The following is a 20,771-nucleotide window of genomic DNA, read 5'->3' as shown; positions in this document are numbered from 1 at the left end:
TTTGCCTGAGCCCGTCTTCCTGCCGCCCCCGCGTTGCCCGCCATGACCACCACCGCCGCCGACGTGCCCCATCTGCCCTGGACCCGCCAGTCCGTCCTCTACCAGGTCAACGTGCGCCAGTACTCGGCCGCCGGCACGCTGGCCGCCGTGCAGGCCGACCTGCCGCGGCTCAAGGCGCTGGGCGTGGACATCCTGTGGGTCATGCCCTGGCAGCCCATCGGCAGGCTCAACCGCAAGGGCACGCTGGGCAGCTATTACTCGATCAGCGACTACACGGCCGTGAACCCCGAGTTCGGCACGCTGGCCGATGCCAAGTCGTTCGTGGCCGAGGCGCACCAGCTGGGGTTGAAGGTCATCCTCGACTGGGTGGCCAACCACACCGCGTGGGACCACCCCTGGTCCACCGCGCACAAGGACTGGTTCAAGCTCAACGCCCAGGGCGAGGTCTATCCCGTCACGTTCAACGAGGGCCAGCCCGGCGAGGAGCACTGGGACGACGTCATCGCGCTGAACTACGGCAGCGAGGCGCTGCGCACCGCGATGATCGACGCGATGAAGTTCTGGGTGCGGGAGGTGGACCTGGACGGCTTCCGCTGCGACGTAGCCAGCCTCGTGCCCACCGACTTCTGGGTGCGCACGCGCCGCGAGCTGGACACGCTCAAGCCGATGTTCATGCTGGCCGAGTCCGACGCGAAGGAACTGCACACCAGCGGCGCCTTCGACATGACGTACTCCTGGGACCTGGCCGACGAGGTGTTCAAGAAGATCGGCAAGGGCGAGGCGGGCGTGCCCCTGTTGAAGGCCTGGCTGGAGAAGCAGCCGGCCGGCTACCCGGCGCATGCCTACCGCATGCGCTTCACGAGCAACCACGACTTCAATTCCTGGCACGGCACCGACGCCGAGCTGTACGGCGACGCCTACCACGCGCTGGCCGTGCTGACGTTCACGCTGCCCGGCATGCCGCTGATCTACAACGGCCAGGAGTCGCGGCTCCCGAAGCGGCTGGCCTTCTTCGAGAAGGACGCCATCGCGTGGGGCCGCTACGAGCTGACCGGCTTCTACCAGCAGCTCATCGCGTTGAAACACCAGCACCCGGCGCTGGCCGCCGGGCAGTACGGCGCGCCGGTGACGCTGCTGGACGCGCCGGCCGGCGTCGTCGCATTCGAGCGCCGGCTGGGCGCTGACGTCGTGCGCGTGGCCGTCAACCTGTCTGCGCAGCCGCAGACCTGGCAGGGCCAGCCGCTCGCGCCCTGGGGCTGGGCGCTGTCTTGAAGCTCCTCGTCACCGGCCTGAACGGCACGCTGGCGCCGCGCCTGGCCGAGGCGGCGCGGGCGGCGGGGCACGAGGTCGTCGGCTGGGACCGCGCCGCGGTGAACCCGGACGATGAAGCGGCCTCCGCCGCCTGGCTGGCCGGCCTGCAGCCCGATGCCGTCGCGCACCTGGGCATGGGCTCTGCGCGCTTCGCCGGGTTCCTGGCGGCGCGCTGCGAGCGCTTCGTGTTCACAAGCACGGCGATGGTGTTCGGTGACGCGCCCGACGGCCCGCATGATGTGGCTCACGAGCGCACCGCCAAGGATGACTACGGCCGCTACAAGATCGCCTGCGAGGACGCCATCCGCGCCGCCAGCGCGACCGCGGCCATCGCCCGAATCGGCTGGCAGATCGACCCGACCCAGCCCGGCAACAACATGCTGATGGCGCTGGACGATTGGCAGCGCCGCGCCGGCCGTGTGGCAGCCAGCCGGCAGTGGACGCCGGCCTGCTCCTTCATGGCCGATACGGCCGCGGTGCTGCTCGCGCTGATCGAGCAGCCGCAGCCCGGCGTGCATCACCTGGACAGCAACGCGCAGGAGGCCTGGCGCTTCGACGAACTGGCCCGCGCGCTGGCGGCCGCTCACGGCCGCGACTGGCGCGTAGAAGCCACGGACGACTACGGCCATGACCAGCGCCTGGTGGGCGGCACGAGCCGGCTGCCGCCGCTGTCGAGCTGGTTGGGGCGAGCTCCCGGCGTGTGAACCAGCCCTAATCCTGCCCCGGCCGTAGCCACAGCTCGCGGCGCTGCACCGGCGTCTCGGGCGGCAGCAGCGGGTTGCTGAGCCTCAGCACGCCCCCGGGCGACACGGGGTGGGCCTTGATGACGGCGGCGTACTGCTCCCGGTGCAGGCGCTGGAAGCTGCCGTCCGCCACGGCGGCCTCCAGCCCGGCCTTGAGCTCGGCGGCCAGCTCCGGCCGCGTGGGGCTGACGAACAGGTAGGCCGCGGCGGGGTAGTGCAGCATCAGGTCGGGCGCGATGGCGAGGTCGGGGTGGCGGCCGCCGGCGAGCTCGGCGTCCACCTCCAGGATGGCGCGCGGGAAGTAGTCGATGCGGCCGGCAGCCAGCATGCGGAACAGCGCCTCGTAGTTGCTGCTGGTTCCGACCTGCAGGCCGTTGGCGCGCAGGATGGTGGTGTCGGGCCAGTCGTGGCCCTGGCCGGCCAGCAGCCTGCCCAGCGCCTTGAGGCTGCGCACGCGCGCCCACTGCGCCAGCTCACGGCGGCGCACCAGCAGCAGCCGCCAGCCCATCAGCCCGCGGTCGATGGGGATGCGCACCGGCAGCAGGCCGCTGGCTTCACGGTCGCGGTCGGTCACGGTCCACAGCAGGTCCACCGGGCTGCGGCCCGAGGCCAGCTCGATGAGGGTGCGGCCCTGCGCCATGTCCAGGTCCACCGGCCGCACCTCCAGCCGGCTGCCGGCGCGGGCCAGCGCCAGCTCGACGAGGCGGCGCACATAGGCCAGCTGCGGGTCGGGCATGGTGATGTGGCGCGGCACGCGGACGGCGTCTGCCGGCTGGGCAGGCAGCGGGCGGCCGGCCAGCAGCAGGGGCAGGGCCAGCGCATGGCGGCGGTGCAGGCGGGCGGTGGGCGGCGGCATCACCCCCGCATCATGCGTCACGGCGGCCGAGGGGTGGCGTTCAGATCAGGCCCGGCCAGGCGTCACCGCCGTGCTGGCGGAAGGCACCGCGGATGGCGACGGCCAGGTCGGCCGGCAGCGGGCCGCGCGCCACGGCAGCCAGGTTGCGCTGCAGGTTGGCCGGCCGGGCGGTGCCGACGATGGCGCTGGCCGCGCCGCTGTGGAAGGCGACGAAGCGCAGCGCCACGTCGGCCCAGTCCTCGGCGCCCACCAGGCCCATGGCCTTGAAGCGGTCCCAGTAGGCGCCCTCGGCGTGGTCATCGGGGCGCTGCGCGAGCCGCCACACGGCGCCGGCCAGCGGGCGCTTGGCGATGACGCCGAGGCCGGCATGGTCGGCCAGCGCCGCGCGCTGCGCGAGGTGGGCCTGGTCGCACAGGCTGATGGAGGTCTGCAGGCTGCCGAAGGCGCCGCAGGCGATCGCGAAGTCGATCTCGGCGTTGTCGCCCGAGTAGGCGGGCACGCGCAGCTTGCCGGCGGCGCGGCAGTCCAGCAGCGCGCGGATGACGTCGCCCTGCTGCAGCACCGGCAGCGGGCAGGAGTGCAGGTGCACGATGTCCAGCACATCGGTCTTCATCAGTCGCAGCGCGCGTTCCACGCCGCGCACGATGCAGTCGTACGTCCAGTCGGGCACGCCTTCGACGCCGTAGCCGACCTTCGTGGACAGCACGAACTCATGGCGGCGGTGCGCGATGTGGCGGCCGATGCGCTCCTCGCTCAGGCCATAGCCGCGGGCGGTGTCGATGAGCGTGATGCCTTCGTCCAGCACCCGGTTGAGCAGCGCGCCGGCCTCGGCCTCCGAGGTGCGCTCGTCGTGGAGGTGCATGGCGCCGAAGCCCAGCGCGGACACCTTCAGGCCGGTGTGGCCGAGAGGGTTCTGGATCATGGGCTGACGAGCACGCGGCCGAACAGCGGCGGCACCGTGAGCTGCAGCGAGCCGTCGTTGACGGCGACGGACTCCCCGCCCAGCGCGTCGCGCAGCCGCTCGGCAGGGAAGGGCAGGGCGACTTTCACGGTGCGGGGCTTGTCGCTGTTGTTGGTGGCGGTGATGGCCCAGGTGGCGCCGTCCTGGCGGGCCAGCACGACGACCTGTTCGTCCACGTGCAGCGGCGCCCGCAGCGTGCCGTGGCGCAGCACGGGCAACTCGTGGCGCAGCCGCGTCAGGCGGCGGAAGTCGGCCAGCAGCGCCTCGTCGGGGTGGCCGCCTTCGTCGGCCCAGGGGTAGGGCGCGCGGTTGAACGGGTCGTCGCCACCGCCCAGGCCCACCTCGTCGCCGTAGTAGATGGTGGGCGAGCCGGGGTAGGTCATCTGGAAGAACACGGCCAGGCGCAGCCGCTGCTTGGCCTGGGCCAGGTCGCGGTCCTCGCCGAAGTGGTGCAGCGCGCGCGGCTGGTCGTGCGTGGACAGCAGGTTCATCAGCGCCGAGAACGCCTGTGGCGGGTAGGCCTCGCGCATCAGCTCCAGGTTGGCGGCCATGGCCTTGCCGCTCTTGCCGGCGGCGTAGTCCAGCACGGCGTTGCGGAAGATGTAGTTCATCGTGCTGTCGAACATGTCGCCGAGGAAGTACTTGGAACTGTCGAACCAGGTCTCGGCCACCGTCAGCGCATCGGGCTTCTTGGACTTCACCGCCTGGCGCCATTCGCGCCAGAAGTCGTCCGGCACCCAAGGCGCCACGTCCATGCGCCAGCCGGCGGCGCCGCGGTCCAGCCACAGATTCGTCACCGAGTCGGCGTCGCGGTAGGCGTAGGCGCGGAAGGCGGGGCTGCTCTTGTCGATCTCCGGCAGATCGGCCACGCCCACCCAGCCCTGGTATTGCTTGGCGGGATCCTTCTCGTCCGGCTTGAACTTGAACCAGCTGGCGTAGGGCGAGGCCGGGTTGATCTTGCCGTTGTCGAAAGCGCCGCCCGCCGGGAAATTACCAAACCGGTTGAAGTACGGCGAGTCCGCGCCGACGTGGTTCAGCGAGGTGTCCGGAATGACGCGGATGCCGCGCTTGGCGGCTTCGGCGCACAGGCGCACGAAGTCGTCGTTGCTGCCGAAGGCGGGGTCGATCTGCTTGTAGTCGGCCGCGTCGTACTTGTGGTTGCTGGGCGCGCGGAAGACGGGCGTCAGGTACAGCGCGTTGGCGCCGACGCTCTTGATGTAGTCCAGCTTGTCGATGAGGCCTTGCAGGTCGCCGCCGAAGAAGTCGTTGTTGAAGAGCGCGTCGGAGCCGTCGCCCGTGCCTGGCTTGAACGGCTTCTCGTTCCACCTCGCGTGGCGCTCCACATCGCGATCCTGGTAGCGGTCCTGTGCTCGTCCGCCGCCGGGGCGCGGGTCATTGGCCTTGTCGCCGTTGCGGAAGCGCTCGGGGAAGACGTAGTAGTAGACGATGTCGCGCGCCCAGTCCGGCACCTTGAAGTCGGGCGCGTAGATGGTCTGCCGGTAGCGGCGGATGTGCCGGGTGCTGGCCGGCAGCCGCTCGACCGTGGCCGGGCCCATGCTGCCCTTCTCGCGCGTCCAGTAGACGGTGTCGCGGTTGTTCTGCAGTGCGTAGCGCGTGCCGTCGTACATCTCCAGCTCGAACCAGTAGCCGTAGATGCCGGTGTCGGCAAAGCGGTAGCGCGTGGAAAAGCCCACGCCCAGGCCACGTGAGTGCGGCGTCATCGCGATGCGGGCCAGCGGTTCGTAGTCCAGCTGTTCCTGGTTGCCGGTCATGCGGCGGCGTTCGATGACGAGGGTGGCCTGCTTCAGGCCGGGCGCGTCGTTGCCGACGCTGAACGTGAACTCCGTGCCCGCGGGCTGGGCGCCGAAGGGCGTCTTGCTCTCGCTGGCGCGCGAGTTGAAGTGCGTGGTCAGCGCAGCGCGGTCGGTGATGGGGCGCGGCGGCGTGGGCTTGAAGGTCTTGGGGCCCACCGTCAGCGTCGCGCTGCCGTCGGCCGCGATGGCCAGCCGCAGCGTGTGCTCGCCGGTGAAGGCGCGCTTCAGGTTGCCGTTGGCGCCACGGGCCGGCCGGCCCTGGGCGTCGCCGCCGAAGGTGAGGGCGGGTGTCCAGTCCTCGTCGGCGAGCTTGAACTCCTGCGGGCCGCTGGCCTTGAGGTTGAGGAAGTAGGCATCGCAGCGGTACTCGAAGGCCTGCTCGTCCTGTGCCGCCCAGTTGTTGAGGCCGCCGCGCAAGTACAGCGTGGCGTCGCCCAGCGGCGGGGGCTTGCAGGAGGCGGCCTGGGCCGCCGGGGCGAGGGCGAGCAGCGCTGCGCACAGCGCGAAGTTCTTCATCATGTGTCTACGCCGGGCTGGCGGCCTCATGCCAAACGGAATTTGCGGGCCGAGCGCCGGGCCGCTCCCAAGCCGGCCCGCCTTGGGCGATGTGCTTGCGGCTTGACGCCGCAAGCATCGTCGTCCCCTCGGGGGACCGACCAGACTCGCTCGCGTTCAGCGATGCGAGGTTGGGCGAGGGGCTCATCCCTTTACGCCGCCGGCGGTCAGGCCGGAGACGATCCAGCGCTGAGCGAGCAGGAAAACCAGCGTGATCGGCAGGCCCGACAGCACAGCCGCAGCCGCGAAGTCGCCCCACAGGAAGCGCTGGTCGTGCAGGAAATACTTGGAGCCGACGGCCAGCGTCAGGTTGCCTTCCTCGCGCAGCAGGATGCTGGCCACCGGGTACTCGATGATGGTGCCGATGAAGGCCAGCACGAACACCACCATCAGGATGGGCACGGCCATGGGCAGCAGCACGCGGGAGAAGGCCTGCCAGTGCGTGGCACCGTCGACTTTGGCGTTCTCCTCGATCTCGACCGGGATGGTCTCGAAGTAGCCCTTGATCGTCCACACATGCGTGGCGATGCCGCCGAGGTAGGCCAGCACCAGGCCGGCGTGGGTCTCGACGCCCAGTGCCGGCACGTAGGTGCCGATGGTCTCGAAGATGGCGAAGATCGCGACCAGCGCCAGCACCGGCGGGAACATCTGCAGCAGCAGCATGCCGTTCAGCACGGGCTTGCTGAAGCTGAACTTCAGCCGCGCGAAGGCGTAGGCCGCGGTCGTCGAGATGGCGACGATGAGGAAGGCCGACGCGGTGGCGATCTTGATGGAGTTCCACAGCCAGGTCAGCACCGGGAAGGGCGGCTGCACGAGGCTGCCGTCGGCGGCCTGGTAGGGGATGCCGAGCGCGAGCTTCCAGTGCTCCAGGCTGATCTCGGTCGGGATCAGGCTGCCGGTGGCAAAGTTGCCGGGCCGCAGCGAGATGGACACGACCGCCAGCAGCGGGAACAGGGTGATGGCGATGAAGACCCACATCACCGCGTGGGCGGCGAAGGTGCGCCAGCGGGCTTGTTTGCCGAGGACGATGGCCATGATTACTTCTGAGCTTTCGCGCTGAGGCGCAGGTTGATCAACGACAGCGCCGCCACCAGGAAGAAGATCAGCGTCGAGATCGCCGCGGCGAGGCCGAAGTCGGAGCCCGAGTCGCGGAAGGCGATGCGGTAGGTGTAGCTGACGAGGATGTCCGTCTGGCCCGCGGGCAGCTTGGTGGACAGGAAGTCCGGCCGGCCGTCGGTCAGCAGCGCGATCAGCACGAAGTTGTTGAAGTTGAACGCGAACGCACTCACCAGCAGTGGCGCCAGCGGCTTGATGATGAGTGGCGCGGTGATCTTGAAGAAGTTGGTCGCGGGCGACGCGCCGGCCAGCGCCGAGGCTTCGTACAGGTCCGCGGGAATCGCCTTCAGCAGCCCCGAGCACAGGATCATCACGTAGGGGTAGCCCAGCCAGACGTTGACGATCACCAGCATCGTCTTTGCGAGGAACGGGTCGGCAAACCACGCCGGCTTGACGCCGAACAGTGCGTCCAGGATGGCGTTGATCTCGCCGAAGTTCTGGTTGAACAGGCCCTTGAAGACGAGGATGGAGATGAAGCCCGGCACCGCGTACGGCAGGAACAGCAGCGTGCGGTAGGTGGTGCGGTACTTCATGCCCTCCCAGTTCAGCATCACGGCGAACAGCATGCCGATGGCCGTGGCGAAGAACACCGTCAGCGCCGAGAACACCACCGTCCATGTGAAGATGGACAGGAAGGGGCCGCGGAACTCGGCGTCGAACAGCATGCGGGCGTAGTTGCCCGCGCCGATGAAGGCCTTGAAGCCGGGCTGCAGCGTCTCGCCCGTGGCGGACTCGAAGAAGCCGGTGTCGCGGTTGGGCTTGAACACGACGCCGTCGGCAGTACGCGTCAGGCTGCCGTCGGCCGCCGCGGTCCACTGCGGCTTGACGGGGCCGAACTCGCGCAGACCCAGGTAATGCAGCTCGGTTTTGTCCGGCAGCACCAGCACCAGCTTGGCCAGCGCGTCGCGGTGCTTGACGAGTTCGGGCAAGGGCAGGGCGGGGCCCGTGGGTGCGGTGGCCGCGTCGGGCGCCGTGGCGTCCACGCGCAGCGCCTTGCCGGCCCGCAGCGCCAGTGGCGGCGACACCCAGCGCGGCGCCGGGTCGCCCTCCTTGGCCAGCGCCAGGCGGTACTCGGCGCCGCTGGCGTGCAGGCTGTAGGCCAGCACCTGGTCTTCCACCGCGTCGTGCTGCTCCAGCAGGTACTCGCGCACGCGGCTCTCGCTGAGCAGGTGGGTGCTGGAGTAGTTCGTGAAGCCGATCTGCGCCGTGTAGACCAGCGGGAAGGCGATGAACACCAGCATGCCGGCGATGCCGGGGAACAGGTAGCGCCACGCGAAGCCACCGCGGCTGAGGTAGACGTAGAAGCCTGTCGTGAACAACGCCAGCAGGCCCGTGGCCCAGGCGGCCTGGCCGGTGGCGTAGACGACGAAGACGAAGTAGAGGGCGCCGACGATCAACGCTGCGACGGCGGGCCAGTACAGCAGCCGGCCGAGCTTGTCGGCGGTGGTCGGGGGCAGCGTGGAGTACGTGCCCTGGCCGAGGGAGGAGGACAACGCGTTCATTTCTTGTTCAGCAGCATCCGTGCGGCGGCGCCATCCAGCGCATCCTTCGGGGATTGCAGGCCGTTGGTGATGGCTTCCAGCGCCGCGTCCATCGCGGTCCAGAAGCGTCCCACCTCGGGGATGTTGGGAATGGGGGCGCCGTTGCGGGCGTTGACCATGCTGGCCGCGATCAGCGGGTTGACCGACAGCTGGGCGTAGAACGCCTTGTTGGCCGGCACGCCGATGGGCACGTCGGCGTCGAGCACCTTCAGCGCCTCGGGCCGCATCAGGTGGTTCTCGATGAACTCCTTGGCCAGGTCCTTGTTCTTGCTGGGCGCCGCGATCATGCAGCCGAGCACGCCGACGAAGCTCTTGCTGGGCTTGCCGGCCACGACGGCGGGGATGGGCGCCACGCCAAAGTCGATCCTGGCCTTGCGGGCGTTGTCCCAGGCCCAGGGGCCGGAGATCATCATCGCCACCTCGCCGCGGGCGAAGCCCGTTTCCATCTCGGCGTAATTGGCGCCCTTGGGCATGTGGCCGTCGCGGATCAGGCGGTCCAGCACCTCGGCGGCCTGGAGGGCGCCGGGCGTGTTCACACCGACCTGGCCGGCGTCGAAGTCGCCCTGCGCATCACGGCCGAAGATCTCACCGCCGGCGCCGGCCAGCATGGGCCAGGTGAAGAAGCTCTTGTTGTAGTGCCACAGGATGGCGTGCTTGCCCTGCGCCTGCAGCTGCTTGTCCAGCGCGATGACGTCGTCCCAGGTCGCGGGCGGCGTCTTCACGAGGGCCTTGTTGTAGATCAGGCCGGTCGTCTCGATCGCGATCGGGTAGCCCCACACGCGGCCGCGGTAGGTCAGCGCTGCCCAGGCCGTCTCCTCGGACTCGGCCCTGAGCCGCGCCGACGGCCGCAGCGGCGTCAGCAGGCCGGCCTTGGCCCATTCGCCGACGCGGTCGTGTGGCCAGCAGAAGATGTCCGGCCCCTTGCCGGCGCCGGCGGCCTGCTGGAACTTGTCGGTGGGGTCCACCGGGTGCTCCACGACGACCTTGACGCCCGAGGCCTTCTCGAACGCGTTGCCCACCGTCTGCAGGCCGTTGTAGGCCTTGTCGCTGTTGATCCAGACGAGCAGGCGCGGCGACTCGGCGAAGGCCGGTGCCGCGGCCAGCAGGGCTGCAGCCCACAGGTGCTTGAGCTTCATGCGCCCAGCTCCGGGGCGGCCAGGCGGCGCAGCGCCAGCCCGTCGGCGTTGAACACGTACAGCGCCTCGGCCGGCAGGTGCAGTTCCAGATCCTGGTTGCTGCGCAGGCGGTCCGCGCCGTTGCGGCCCTCGAACTGGCAGGTCAGGGCTTCCTCGACGCCGGGGTAGGGGCAGTAGGCGAAGGTGACGCCGCCCAGCGACTCGACAAAGGCCACCGTGCTGTGCAGCAGGTTGCCCTGGCCGTGGTCGCCGCGGCGGATGTGCTCGGGGCGCACGCCCAGCTTGACCTTGTCGCCCAGCTGCGCCGTGCTGCCGTCCACGCGGGCGCGCAGCACCACGCCGCTGCCCACCAGCTTCACGTCGACATGGCCCGGCTCGATGGCCACCAGCTCGCCGTCGATGAAGTTCATCTTGGGGCTGCCGATGAAGCCGGCGACGAACAGGTTGCGCGGGTGCTCGTACAGCTCCAGCGGCGAGCCCACCTGCTCCACCTTGCCGGCGGACAGCACGACGATGCGGTCGGCCAGCGTCATGGCCTCCACCTGGTCGTGGGTCACGTAGATCATCGTGGTCTTGAGGTCTTCGTGCAGCTTGGCGAACTCGTAGCGCATGCGCACGCGCAGCGCGGCGTCCAGGTTGGACAGTGGCTCGTCGAACAGGAACACCTCGGGCTTGCGCACGATGGCGCGGCCGATGGCGACGCGCTGGCGCTGGCCGCCGGACAGGTCCTTGGGCTTGCGGTCCAGCAGGTGCTCGATGTGCAGGATCTTGGCAGCGCTGCGCACCGCGGTGTCGATCTCGGCCTTGGGCACCTTGGCCAGCTTCAACCCGAACGCCATGTTGTCGTACAGGTTCATGTGCGGGTACAGCGCATAGCTCTGGAACACCATCGCGATGCCCCGCTCGGCCGGCGGCACGTCGTTGACGACGCGCCCGCCGATGGTCAGCTCGCCGCCGGTGATCTCTTCCAGCCCGGCGATGGAGCGCAACAGCGTGCTCTTGCCGCAGCCGGACGGGCCGACGAAGACCATGAACTCCCCGTCGCGGATCTCCAGGTCGATGCCGTGAAGGATGCGGATGTCGCCATAAGCCTTCTCCACGCCGGTCAGTCGAACGTCTGCCACTTCTCACCTTTCAGTCAACGGGCGCCGTGTCGTCTGACTACGCCCGCTTGTCTCGCCAAATCGGGCCCAAATTTCTCGTCTTTGCCCGTGTTTGTAGACAATATACATTCCAAGGGCGCTAGAAACAACAGCAACAACACGGCTGAAATTTCATGAAACCCTTGAAAATCAATGATTTATCAAAGTCACCGGGTTTTCCCGATGTAGTCAAACTACACAACGAGCCAAAGCTGGCCGATACTTCGTTCAACGCTGCTCGTCGAGTAGCATTCTTGCCCCCGTTGCCGGGGGTCGGCACTGATGAACACCCCAACCCGTACCCGCTCCGCGTTGACCGCTCAGCGCAAGCCCAGCCCCAAGGCCGCCACCGCGATGAAGAAGCCGACTGCCCTCTCCGCCGACGACACCGCGCTGCGCGCCGCGTTCGAGGCCGCCTACGAGCGCGAACTGTCCCAATCCAGCCATGGCGCCACGCCGCAGGCGGCGCTGCATGCTGCGGCCATCGCCTGCCGTGAGACGCTGGCCCGCCGCTGGGCCGCGACGCAGGCCGCCGACGCCCAGCGCGGCGACCAGGCGCCGGTGCGCCGCGTGCACTACCTGTCGATGGAATTCCTGATGGGCCGCGCGTTGTCCAACGCGCTCGCGGCGCTGAAGCTGACCGAGCCGCTGGAAGCCAGGCTGGCTGAGCAGGGCACGGCGCTGGGCGACGTGCTGGAGCGCGAGCCCGATGCCGCCTTGGGCAACGGCGGCCTGGGCCGCCTGGCTGCCTGCTTCCTGGACTCCTTCGCCGAGTTGGAGCTGCCGTCGTTCGGCTACGGCCTGCGCTACCGCTACGGCACCTTCGCGCAAGTCATCAGCCAGGGCCGCCAGCTCGAACAGCCCGATGACTGGACGCGCGACGCACCCGCCTGGGAGCTGCCGCGCCACGATGTGCGCTTCAACGTCGGTTTCGGCGGCCGCGTGGAGGTGGACGCCTCCGGCGTGCGCCGCTGGCTGCCGGCTGACACCATCGAGGCCCAGGCCTTCGACTTCATCGTGCCGGCACACCACAGCGAGCGCGTCTCCACGCTGCGCCAGTGGCAGGCCACGGCCGCGCCGATCGCGTTCAAGCCGTTCTGCGAGGGCGACTACGCCCGCGCCGCGCGCCACCAGGTGCTGGCCGACGCGCTGAACTGGGTGCTGTACCCGGACGACTCCACCGAGGCCGGCCGTGAGCTGCGCCTGAAGCAGGAGGCCTTCCTCGTCAGCGCGTCGCTGCAGGACCTGATCGAGCGCCACCTGCGCGAGTTCGGCACGCTGCACAACCTCGGCAAGACCAACGCCATCCACCTCAACGACACGCACCCTGCGCTGGCACCGGCCGAGCTGATGCGCCTGCTGCTGGACGAGCATGGCCTGGGCTGGGACGAGGCGTGGAAGATCACGCGCCAGGCGGTGGCCTACACCAACCACACGCTGATGCCCGAGGCGCTGGAGACCTGGCCCGTGCGCATGTTCGAGCAGCTGCTGCCGCGCCACCTCGAAATCATCTACGAGATCAACCACCGCTTCCTCGAAGAGCTGCAGCAGCGCTTCCCGGGTGACCATGCGCTGGCCGCGCGTGTGTCGTTGATCGACGAAGGCGGCCATGGCCACGGCGAGCGCCGCGTGCGCATGGCGTCCCTCGCGCTGGTGGCGTCGCACCGCGTCAACGGCGTTGCCGCGCTGCACTCGGACCTGATGGTGCAGACCATCTTTGCCGACTACGCCCGCATCTGGCCCGAGCGCTTCCACAACGTCACCAACGGCGTCACGCCGCGCCGCTGGCTGCAGCAGGCCAACCCGGCGCTGTCCACGCTGCTGGATGGCCGCATCGGTGACGGCTGGCGCAAGGACCTGGCACAGCTCGCCGAGCTGAAAGCCCTGGCGGCCGACCCGGCGCTGGGCGAGGAGTTCCTTGCCGTCAAGCGCGCCAACAAGGAGCGCCTGGCCGCCGTCATCCGCCGCGAGCTGGGCATCACGGTCAACGTGGACAGCCTGTTCGACATCCAGATCAAGCGCATCCACGAGTACAAGCGCCAGCTGCTGAACCTGCTGCACGTGATCAGCCGCTACCAGGCCATCCGCGACAACCCCGACGCGAACTGGGTGCCGCGCACGGTCATCATCGCCGGCAAGGCGGCCTCGGCCTACCAGACGGCCAAGAGCATCGTGCGCCTGGCGCACGACGTGGCCCGCGTCATCAACAGCGACCCGCGCGTGGGCGACAAGCTCAAGCTCGTGTTCCTGCCCAACTACAGCGTCACGCTGGCCGAGAGCATCATCCCGGCGGCCGACCTGTCGGAGCAGATCTCGACGGCCGGCACCGAGGCCTCGGGCACCGGCAACATGAAGTTCGGCATGAACGGCGCGGTCACGATCGGCACCTGGGACGGCGCCAACATCGAGATGGCCGAGGCCATGGGCGTGGAGAACATGTTCGTGTTCGGCCTGCGTGCCGACGCGGTCGCCAAGATCAAGCAGCTGGGCTACGACCCGCGCCTGTACGTCGAAGAGAATCGCCAGCTCAAGCGAGTCATCGATGCCATCTCGGCGGGCGTCTTCAGCAACGGCGATACCGAGCGCTACCGCGCGCTGGTGGACAGCCTGCTGCACCGCGACGTCTACCTGCTGATGGCCGATTTCGCCGATTACGTCGCCACCCAGGCCAAGGTCGACACGCTGTTCGCCGACCGTGCCGCCTGGGCCGAGCGAGCCCTGCGCAACATCGCCGGCATGGGCCCGTTCTCGTCCGATCGCACGATCGCCGAGTACGTGGACCGTGTCTGGTCCGTGAAGAGTCTGAACACCTGACGATGCTCACCGAAGCCGACCTCGACGCCCTTCTCGCCGGCCGCCACACCGACCCCTTCGGTCGGCTGGGCCTTCACGCGGACGACTCGGGTCGGCTGTGGGTGCGCGCGCTGCTGCCCGGCGCGTCCGAGGTGGCGCTGCTGGATGCCGGCAGCAAGAAGCACATCGTCGACCTGACGCAGCGCCGCGGCGGCTTCTTCGAGGCGCAGGTGCCGCGCCGCAAGCACCGGTTCGACTACCGGCTCGCGGTGCGCTGGGCCGGCGGCGGGGAGGGCGTCTATGCCGACCCGTACAACTTTTACCCGCAGCTCGGCGACGACGAGCTGAAGGCGTTTGCCGAGGGGCGCAACTTCCGCCCCTTCCTGAGCCTGGGTGCGCACCTGGTGCAGCACGGCGACGTCAGCGGCGTGCGCTTCGCTGTGTGGGCGCCGAACGCGAAGCGGGTCAGCGTCGTCGGCAACTTCAACAACTGGGACGGCCGCCGCCACCCGATGCGGCTGCGGCACATCGCGGGCGTGTGGGAGATCTTCGTGCCGCACGCCGGCGTGGGCGACCTCTACAAGTTCGAGATCGTCAACGGCAACGGCGCACTGCTGCCGCTGAAGGCCGACCCCTACGCCCGCCAGGCCCAGCTGCGGCCCGACAACGCCAGCATCGTCGCGCCGTTGCCCGAGCCCACGCCGCTGCCGCGCCAGCGCGAACGCGCGAACCGGCGCGAGTCGCCGATCAGTGTCTACGAAGTGCATGCGGCGTCGTGGCGCCGCGGGGTGTCCGGCGAGTTCCCGACCTGGGACGAGCTGGCCGAGCACCTGCCGGCCTACGCGGCCGACCTGGGCTTCACGCATGTGCAGCTGATGCCCATCAGCGAGCATCCGTTCGACGGCTCCTGGGGCTACCAGACGCTGGGGTTGTACGCCCCCAGCGCCCGCTTCGGCCCGCCGGAGGGCTTCGCGCGCTTCGTGAAGGCGGTGCACGACCAGGGCCTGGGCCTGCTGCTGGACTGGGTGCCGGCTCACTTCCCGGTGGACGCGTTTGGTCTGGCCGAGTTCGACGGCACGCGCATCTACGAGTACGCGGACCCCAAGGAAGGCTTCCACCGCGACTGGAACACGCTGATCTACAACTTCGGCCGCACCGAGGTGCGCCAGTTCCTGATCGGCAGCGCGCTGTACTGGATCGAGCGCTGGGGCGTGGACGGCCTGCGCGTGGACGCCGTGGCGAGCATGCTCTACCGCGACTACTCGCGGCCCGCGGGCGAGTGGATTCCCAACATCCGCGGCGGCCGCGAGAACCTCGAAGCCATCTCGCTGCTGCGCGAGATGAATGAGCACGTCGGTGAGGTGGAGGGCGCCATCACCGTCGCCGAGGAAAGCACCAGCTTCCCCGGCGTCTCGGCGCCCACCTACGCGGGCGGCCTGGGCTTCCACTACAAGTGGAACATGGGCTGGATGAACGACACCTTGCGCTACATGGCCGAGGACCCGATCAACCGCCGCTGGCATCACGACAAGATGACCTTCGGCCTGATCTACGCGTTCAGCGAGAACTTCATGCTGCCCATCTCGCACGACGAGGTGGTGCACGGCAAGGGCTCCATGCTTGCCAAGATGCCGGGCGACGACTGGCAGAAGTTCGCCAACCTGCGTGCCTACTACGGCTTCATGTGGGGGCACCCGGGCAAGAAGCTGCTGTTCATGGGCCAGGAGTTCGCGCAGCGCAACGAGTGGAACCATGCCGAAGGCCTGCCCTGGGGGCTGCTGGAGGACGACCGCCACGCCGGCGTGCAGCGCCTGGTGCGTGACCTCAACAGGCTGTACCGCGAGCACTCCGCGCTGCACCGGCTGGACTGCGAGGCCGGCGGCTTCGAGTGGATCAGCGCGCACGACGCCGAGCATTCCATCTACGCCTGGGTGCGCCGCGACGGCACGGGCCGCATGGTGCTGGTCGTCTGCAACATGACGCCGGTGCCGCGCGAGGGCTACTCGCTGGGCGTGCCCGACGGCGTGACCGCCTGGAAGGAAGCGCTGAACACCGACTCCGCCTACTACGGCGGCAGCAACATGGGCAACGGCGTGGCCGCCGCCGGCCTGCCGGTGCAGGCGCAGCCGGCGCATGGCAAGCGGCTGTCCATCACGATCAACCTGCCGCCGCTCGCGACCGTCTTCTTTGTTCCGATCTGAGTCTGTCGTCCATGGCTCACTTGCCTGATCTGCAACCCGGCTGGCACGAGCCGCTGGGCTCCTTCGCGCGTGATGGCGGCGTCAACTTCGCCGTGGCCAGCGACGGGGCGACGCGCATCGAGCTGTGCGTGTTCGATGCCGAAGGCCAGCGCGAGCTGCGCCGCTACGAGCTGGCGGGCCCGCACGACGGCGTGTTCCACGGCTTCCTGCCCGGCGTCGGTCCAGGCCTCGTCTACGGCATCCGCGCGCACGGCCCTTACGCGCCCGAGCAGGGCCACCGCTTCAACCCGCACAAGCTGCTGCTGGACCCCTATGCCCGCGAGATCGTCGGCCACTTCGGCTGGCGCGCCGAGCACCACGGCTACGAGCTGGGCCACCCGGACGGCCCGCGCTCGCTGGACACCCGCGACAACGCCACGCAGGCGCTGAAGGCCCGCGTGCCGCCGCCGCCGGTGGCCACCGTGCGCCCGCACCGGCCGCGCCGCGCCGCGGGCGACGTCGTGCTGTACGAGGTTCACGTCAAGGGCTTCTCGCGGCTGCTGCCCGGTGTGCCGGAAGACCTGCGCGGCACCTATGCCGGCCTGGCGCACCCCGCCTCCATCGCCCATTTCAAGCGCCTGGGCGTCACGACGCTGTCGCTGCTGCCGGTGCAGTACTGCATCGACGAGCCCCACCTCGCCGAGCGCGGCCTGCACAACTACTGGGGCTACAACACACTGGGCTTCTTCTGCCCCGACCCGCGCTGGGCGCAGGCGGTGCACCGCGGCGACCCCACCGCCGTGACGGCCGAGTTCCGCCACATGGTGGCCGCGCTGCACGAGGCCGGGCTGGAGGTGGTGCTGGACGTCGTCTACAACCACACGCCCGAGGGCAACGAGTTCGGCCCCACGCTGAGCTTCCGCGGGCTGGACAACGCCACCTGGTACCGGCTGGTGGCCGACGACAGAAGCCGCAACGAGAACCTCACCGGCTGCGGCAACACGGTCAACTGCGCCCATCCGCGCATCACGCAGTTCGTGCTGGACTCGCTGCGCTACTGGGTGGCCGAGATGGGTGTGGACGGCTTCCGCTTCGACCTGGCGCCCGTGCTGGGCCGCACCCACCACGGCTTCGAGCCCAACGCCGCCTTCTTCACCGCGCTGCGGCAGGACCCGGTGCTGGCCGGCGTGCACCTCATCGCCGAGCCCTGGGATGCCGCCTACGACGGCTACCAGGTAGGCCGCTTCCCCGGCCGCTTCCTGGAGTGGAACGACAAGTTCCGCGATGCTGTGCGCGGCTACTGGCTGAAGGCGGGGCAGGGCGTCGGGCGTGGCGAATTCGCGCGGCGCTTCATGGCGTCCAGCGACGTGTTCCACCACGGCCAGCGCCAGCCCACCGCGTCCATCAACTTCATCGCCGTGCACGACGGCTTCACGCTGGCCGACCTGACCAGCTACAGCACCAAGCACAACCACGCCAACGGCGAGGACAACCGCGACGGTCGTGACGGCGAGCTGTGCGCCAACTTCGGTGCCGAGGGCCCCACCGACGACGCGGCCATCAACGCCACCCGCGAGCGCGTGCGCCGTGCGCTGCTGGCGACCACGCTGCTGGCCCAGGGCACGCCCATGCTGTGCGCCGGCGACGAGATCGCCAACAGCCAGGGCGGCAACAACAACGCCTACTGCCAGGACAACGCGACCACCTGGCTGAACTGGGACCGCGCCGAGGGCCGGCTGACCGAGCTGGTGTCGCAGCTGCTGGCGCTGCGCGCGCAGGAGCCGCTGCTGCGCCATCCGCGCTGGTTCGCCGGCGGCCCGGGCGAGGCCAGCATCGCCTGGTACGCCCCCAGCGGCCACGAGATGACGCCCAACGACTGGCATGACGCCGGCCAGCGCGCCTTCGGCGCCCAGCTGCGCGAGGCCGGTGCCGGCGCGCCGCGGCTGATGATCGTCTTCAACCCCGACCCCACGCCGCTGCCCTTTCTGCTGTGCAACGGGCCGTGGCAGCTCATCCTCGACAGCAGCGGCGAATCCGCCGCGCCGCTCGTCCTTCCCGGCCAGCCGCTCAACGTGCCGGCCCGCTCCCTCGTCGTACTGCGCCACGTATGAACCTCAACCAACGCTCCTCCGGTGTGCTGCTGCACATCACCTCGCTGCCCGGCCCGCACGGCATGGGCGACTTCGGCCCCGACGCCTACCGCTTCGTCGACTGGCTGCAGTCCGCCGGCCAGAGCGTGTGGCAGCTGCTGCCGACGACGCCCATCGGCCCTGGCGACAGCCCCTACCAGGGCGTGTCCGCTTTTGCGGGCAGCCAGTGGATGGTGGCGCTGGAGCCGCTGATCGCCAAAGGCTGGCTCAGCGCACCGACCGTGCCGGCCTTCAACGCCGAGCTGGTCAACTACGGCGAGGTCACGCCGTGGCGTGAGCAGCAGCTGCGCGCCGCGGCCAAGGGCTTCTTTGCCAACGCGACTGATGCCGACCGCATCGCCTTTGCCAAGTGGTGCCTGGAGGCGCAGAGCTGGCTGGACGACTACGTGCTGTTCATGGCCATCCGCTCGCCGCTGAACGGCCAGCCCTGGTGGGAATGGAGCGAAGGCCTGAAGCGCCGAGACCCCGCCGCGCTGGCCCAGGCCCGCAAGGACTACGCCGACGAGATCGCCTTCTGGCAGTTCGTGCAGTGGCAGTTCGACGTGCAGATCGGCGCGCTGAAGGCCTACGCCAACGAGCGCGGCGTGAACATCATGGGCGACCTGCCCATCTTCGTTGCGCATGACAGCGCCGACTGCTGGTCGCGCCCCGACCTGTACTACCTCGACGAGAACTTCCAGACCACCGTCGTCGCCGGTGTGCCGCCCGACGACCTGGGCCCGCTGGGTCAGCGCTGGGGCAACCCGCTGTACCGCTGGGACAATATGGCCGCCGAGAACTACGCCTGGTGGACGGCGCGCGTTCAACGTGCACTGTCCCAGGCCGACGTGTTCCGCATCGACCACTTCCGCGGCTTTGCCGGCTACTACGAAATCCCCGGCGACAGCCCCGACGCCAAGCGCGGCGAGTGGAAGACCGGCCCCGGCATGGCGCTGTTCGACGCCATCAGAAAGGCGCTGGGCCCGCTGCCCATCGTGGCCGAAGACCTGGGCTTCATCACCGACGACGTGCACGCGCTGCGCGACGGCTGCGGCTTCCCCGGCATGAAGATCCTCCAGTTCGGCTTCGGCGCCGAGGGCGACCACGAGTTCCTGCCGCACATGTGGCCCACCACGTCGGTGGCCTACACCGGCACGCACGACAACGACACCGTCCGCGGCTGGTGGAACCAGGCCAAGCCGCGCGAGCGCGCGTTCGCCGGCTCCTACCTCGCCTGCGGCGAGCACGACGTGCACTGGGCCATGATCCGCGCCTGCGCCAACTCGGTGGCCAACATGGCCGTCTACCCGCTGCAGGACGTGCTGGGGCTGGACAGCGCCCACCGCATGAACGTGCCCGGCGTGCTGGGCGGCAACTGGGGCTGGCGCTTCCGCTGGGACTGGATCGGCGCCGAGCCGACCCGCGTGCTGGGCCTCATCACCGCGGCGGCAGGCCGCGGGCCGTTCGAGCTGCTGAAGCTGCCGGCCTGAGCCCCGCGCCGGCCGGCGCTCAAAGCGTGTCCAGCGGGCTGCGCACCGCGCCGCCGCCGAGCTTGAGCACGTGGGTGTAGATCATGGTTGTGGCCACATCCGCGTGTCCCAGCAGTTCCTGGACGGTGCGGATGTCGCTGCCCGACTGCAGCAAATGCGTGGCGAAGCAGTGCCGCAACGTGTGCGGCGTCGCCGGCTTGGTCAGGCCGGCGGCCAGCACGGCCCGTTTGAACGCGCGCTGAAAGGTTTGGTCGTACAGGTGGTGACGCCGCACGACGCCGCTGCGCGGGTCGGTCGAGTGGTGATCCTGCGGGAACACCCAGAACCACGGCCAGCTCGCGCCCATGCGGGGGTATTTGCGCTCCAGCGCGTGGGGCAGTTCGACGCCCGCCGTGCCGGCCTCCACATCGCCCGCCCACACGAGGCGGGCCCTGGCCAACTGTTCATGCAGGTCGGCCACGAGCGACTGCGGCAGCATGACGACGCGGTCCTTGGCGCCCTTGCCCTCGCGCACGATCAACGCGCGCAGGCCGAAGTCGATGTCCTTGACCCGCAACTGCAGCGCCTCGCTGATGCGCAGGCCGGTACCGTAGAGCAGGCGCGCCAGCAGTCCGTGCTCGCCGTCGAGGCCGGCCAGCACCTGGCGCACCTCCTCCACGGTCAAGACCGCCGGCAACCGGCGATGCTGGTGTGGATGGCCGATCTCCTTCAGCCACGACACGTCCTGGCAGAGCACTTTGCCGTAGAAGAACAGCAGCGCCGACAGCGCCTGGTTGTGTGTTGACGGGGCCACCGAGCGCACGTCTGCCAGATAGGTCAGGAAGGCTTCCACCGCCGGCCCGCCCATTTCCGCCGGATGCCGCAGGCCGTGGAAGCGGATGAAAGCCTTGACCCAGTAGGCGTATACCTCTTCCGTGCGCAGGCTGTAGTGCATCAGCCTGAGGCGTTCGCGCAACTGGTCGAGCACCCGCGTCGAGCGCAATGGCGGCAGCTCAATGGCGCGT

Annotated in this window: 14 protein-coding genes; 6 read left to right on the top strand and 8 right to left on the bottom strand. The window is 69.4% G+C overall.

Annotated elements, in window-relative coordinates; all coding sequences use genetic code 11:
• Window positions 1–42: 42 nt before the first annotated feature.
• Together AC1Q7O_RS16250 and AC1Q7O_RS16245 are read left to right on the top strand one after the other, a co-directional pair.
• Complete coding sequence (locus AC1Q7O_RS16250; protein ID WP_492658766.1) at window positions 43–1,272, top strand: alpha-amylase family glycosyl hydrolase; 1,230 nt, start codon at window positions 43–45, stop codon at window positions 1,270–1,272.
• On the top strand, window positions 1,269–2,015 hold the full coding sequence (locus AC1Q7O_RS16245) for a sugar nucleotide-binding protein (protein ID WP_492658767.1): 747 nt from the start codon (window positions 1,269–1,271) through the stop codon (window positions 2,013–2,015). The genes AC1Q7O_RS16250 and AC1Q7O_RS16245 overlap by 4 nt, the downstream gene beginning before the upstream one ends.
• Window positions 2,016–2,022: 7 nt before the next feature.
• Here the strand turns inward: AC1Q7O_RS16245 and AC1Q7O_RS16240 are convergent, their stop codons facing one another.
• The 7 genes from AC1Q7O_RS16240 to AC1Q7O_RS16210 all read right to left on the bottom strand — a co-directional run bounded on the left by AC1Q7O_RS16240 (window position 2,023) and on the right by AC1Q7O_RS16210 (window position 11,157).
• The gene (locus AC1Q7O_RS16240; RefSeq protein WP_492658768.1) at window positions 2,023–2,910 is read right to left on the bottom strand and encodes a hypothetical protein; all 888 of its coding nucleotides are present in this window, start codon (window positions 2,908–2,910) and stop codon (window positions 2,023–2,025) included.
• Between the two features lie 40 nt (window positions 2,911–2,950).
• Complete coding sequence (locus AC1Q7O_RS16235; protein ID WP_492658769.1) at window positions 2,951–3,832, bottom strand: aldo/keto reductase; 882 nt, start codon at window positions 3,830–3,832, stop codon at window positions 2,951–2,953.
• Window positions 3,829–6,204: an alpha-amylase family glycosyl hydrolase gene (locus AC1Q7O_RS16230; RefSeq protein ID WP_492658770.1), complete on the bottom strand. Its 2,376-nt coding sequence runs from the start codon at window positions 6,202–6,204 to the stop codon at window positions 3,829–3,831. The genes AC1Q7O_RS16235 and AC1Q7O_RS16230 overlap by 4 nt, the downstream gene beginning before the upstream one ends.
• A gap of 180 nt (window positions 6,205–6,384) precedes the next feature.
• On the bottom strand, window positions 6,385–7,275 hold the full coding sequence (gene malG / locus AC1Q7O_RS16225; RefSeq protein ID WP_492658771.1) for a maltose ABC transporter permease MalG: 891 nt from the start codon (window positions 7,273–7,275) through the stop codon (window positions 6,385–6,387).
• Between the two features lie 2 nt (window positions 7,276–7,277).
• Window positions 7,278–8,849, bottom strand: a complete 1,572-nt coding sequence (gene malF, locus AC1Q7O_RS16220) for a maltose ABC transporter permease MalF (RefSeq protein WP_492658772.1) — start codon at window positions 8,847–8,849, stop codon at window positions 7,278–7,280.
• A 5-nt stretch (window positions 8,850–8,854) separates the two neighbouring features.
• Window positions 8,855–10,033, bottom strand: a complete 1,179-nt coding sequence (gene malE, locus AC1Q7O_RS16215; protein WP_492658773.1) for a maltose/maltodextrin ABC transporter substrate-binding protein MalE — start codon at window positions 10,031–10,033, stop codon at window positions 8,855–8,857.
• Window positions 10,030–11,157, bottom strand: coding sequence for an ABC transporter ATP-binding protein (locus AC1Q7O_RS16210; RefSeq protein WP_492658774.1), 1,128 nt, complete (start codon window positions 11,155–11,157; stop codon window positions 10,030–10,032). The genes malE and AC1Q7O_RS16210 overlap by 4 nt, the downstream gene beginning before the upstream one ends.
• Before the next feature lie 330 nt (window positions 11,158–11,487).
• Here AC1Q7O_RS16210 and AC1Q7O_RS16205 point away from each other — a divergent pair, with 330 nt between their 5' ends.
• Genes AC1Q7O_RS16205 through malQ form a run of 4 tightly spaced genes read left to right on the top strand, consistent with a single transcriptional unit; the run spans window position 11,488 to window position 19,767 of the window.
• Window positions 11,488–13,989 carry a glycogen/starch/alpha-glucan phosphorylase gene (locus AC1Q7O_RS16205; protein ID WP_492662726.1) on the top strand — a complete coding sequence of 834 codons (2,502 nt, stop codon included), beginning with the start codon at window positions 11,488–11,490 and terminating at the stop codon, window positions 13,987–13,989.
• A 2-nt stretch (window positions 13,990–13,991) separates the two neighbouring features.
• Complete coding sequence (gene glgB, locus AC1Q7O_RS16200) at window positions 13,992–16,169, top strand: 1,4-alpha-glucan branching protein GlgB (RefSeq protein ID WP_492658775.1); 2,178 nt, start codon at window positions 13,992–13,994, stop codon at window positions 16,167–16,169.
• Window positions 16,170–16,180: 11 nt separating this feature from the next.
• Window positions 16,181–18,259: a glycogen debranching protein GlgX gene (gene glgX, locus AC1Q7O_RS16195; RefSeq protein WP_492658776.1), complete on the top strand. Its 2,079-nt coding sequence runs from the start codon at window positions 16,181–16,183 to the stop codon at window positions 18,257–18,259.
• Window positions 18,256–19,767, top strand: a complete 1,512-nt coding sequence (malQ, locus tag AC1Q7O_RS16190; RefSeq protein WP_492658777.1) for a 4-alpha-glucanotransferase — start codon at window positions 18,256–18,258, stop codon at window positions 19,765–19,767. The genes glgX and malQ overlap by 4 nt, the downstream gene beginning before the upstream one ends.
• A gap of 19 nt (window positions 19,768–19,786) precedes the next feature.
• Here the strand turns inward: malQ and AC1Q7O_RS16185 are convergent, their stop codons facing one another.
• Complete coding sequence (locus AC1Q7O_RS16185) at window positions 19,787–20,749, bottom strand: integron integrase (protein WP_492658778.1); 963 nt, start codon at window positions 20,747–20,749, stop codon at window positions 19,787–19,789.
• Window positions 20,750–20,771 lie beyond the last annotated feature (22 nt).

This window comes from Roseateles sp. GW823-FHT07B05 (assembly GCF_058794515.1).
This window is presented reverse-complemented; position numbering and strand designations above follow the sequence as displayed.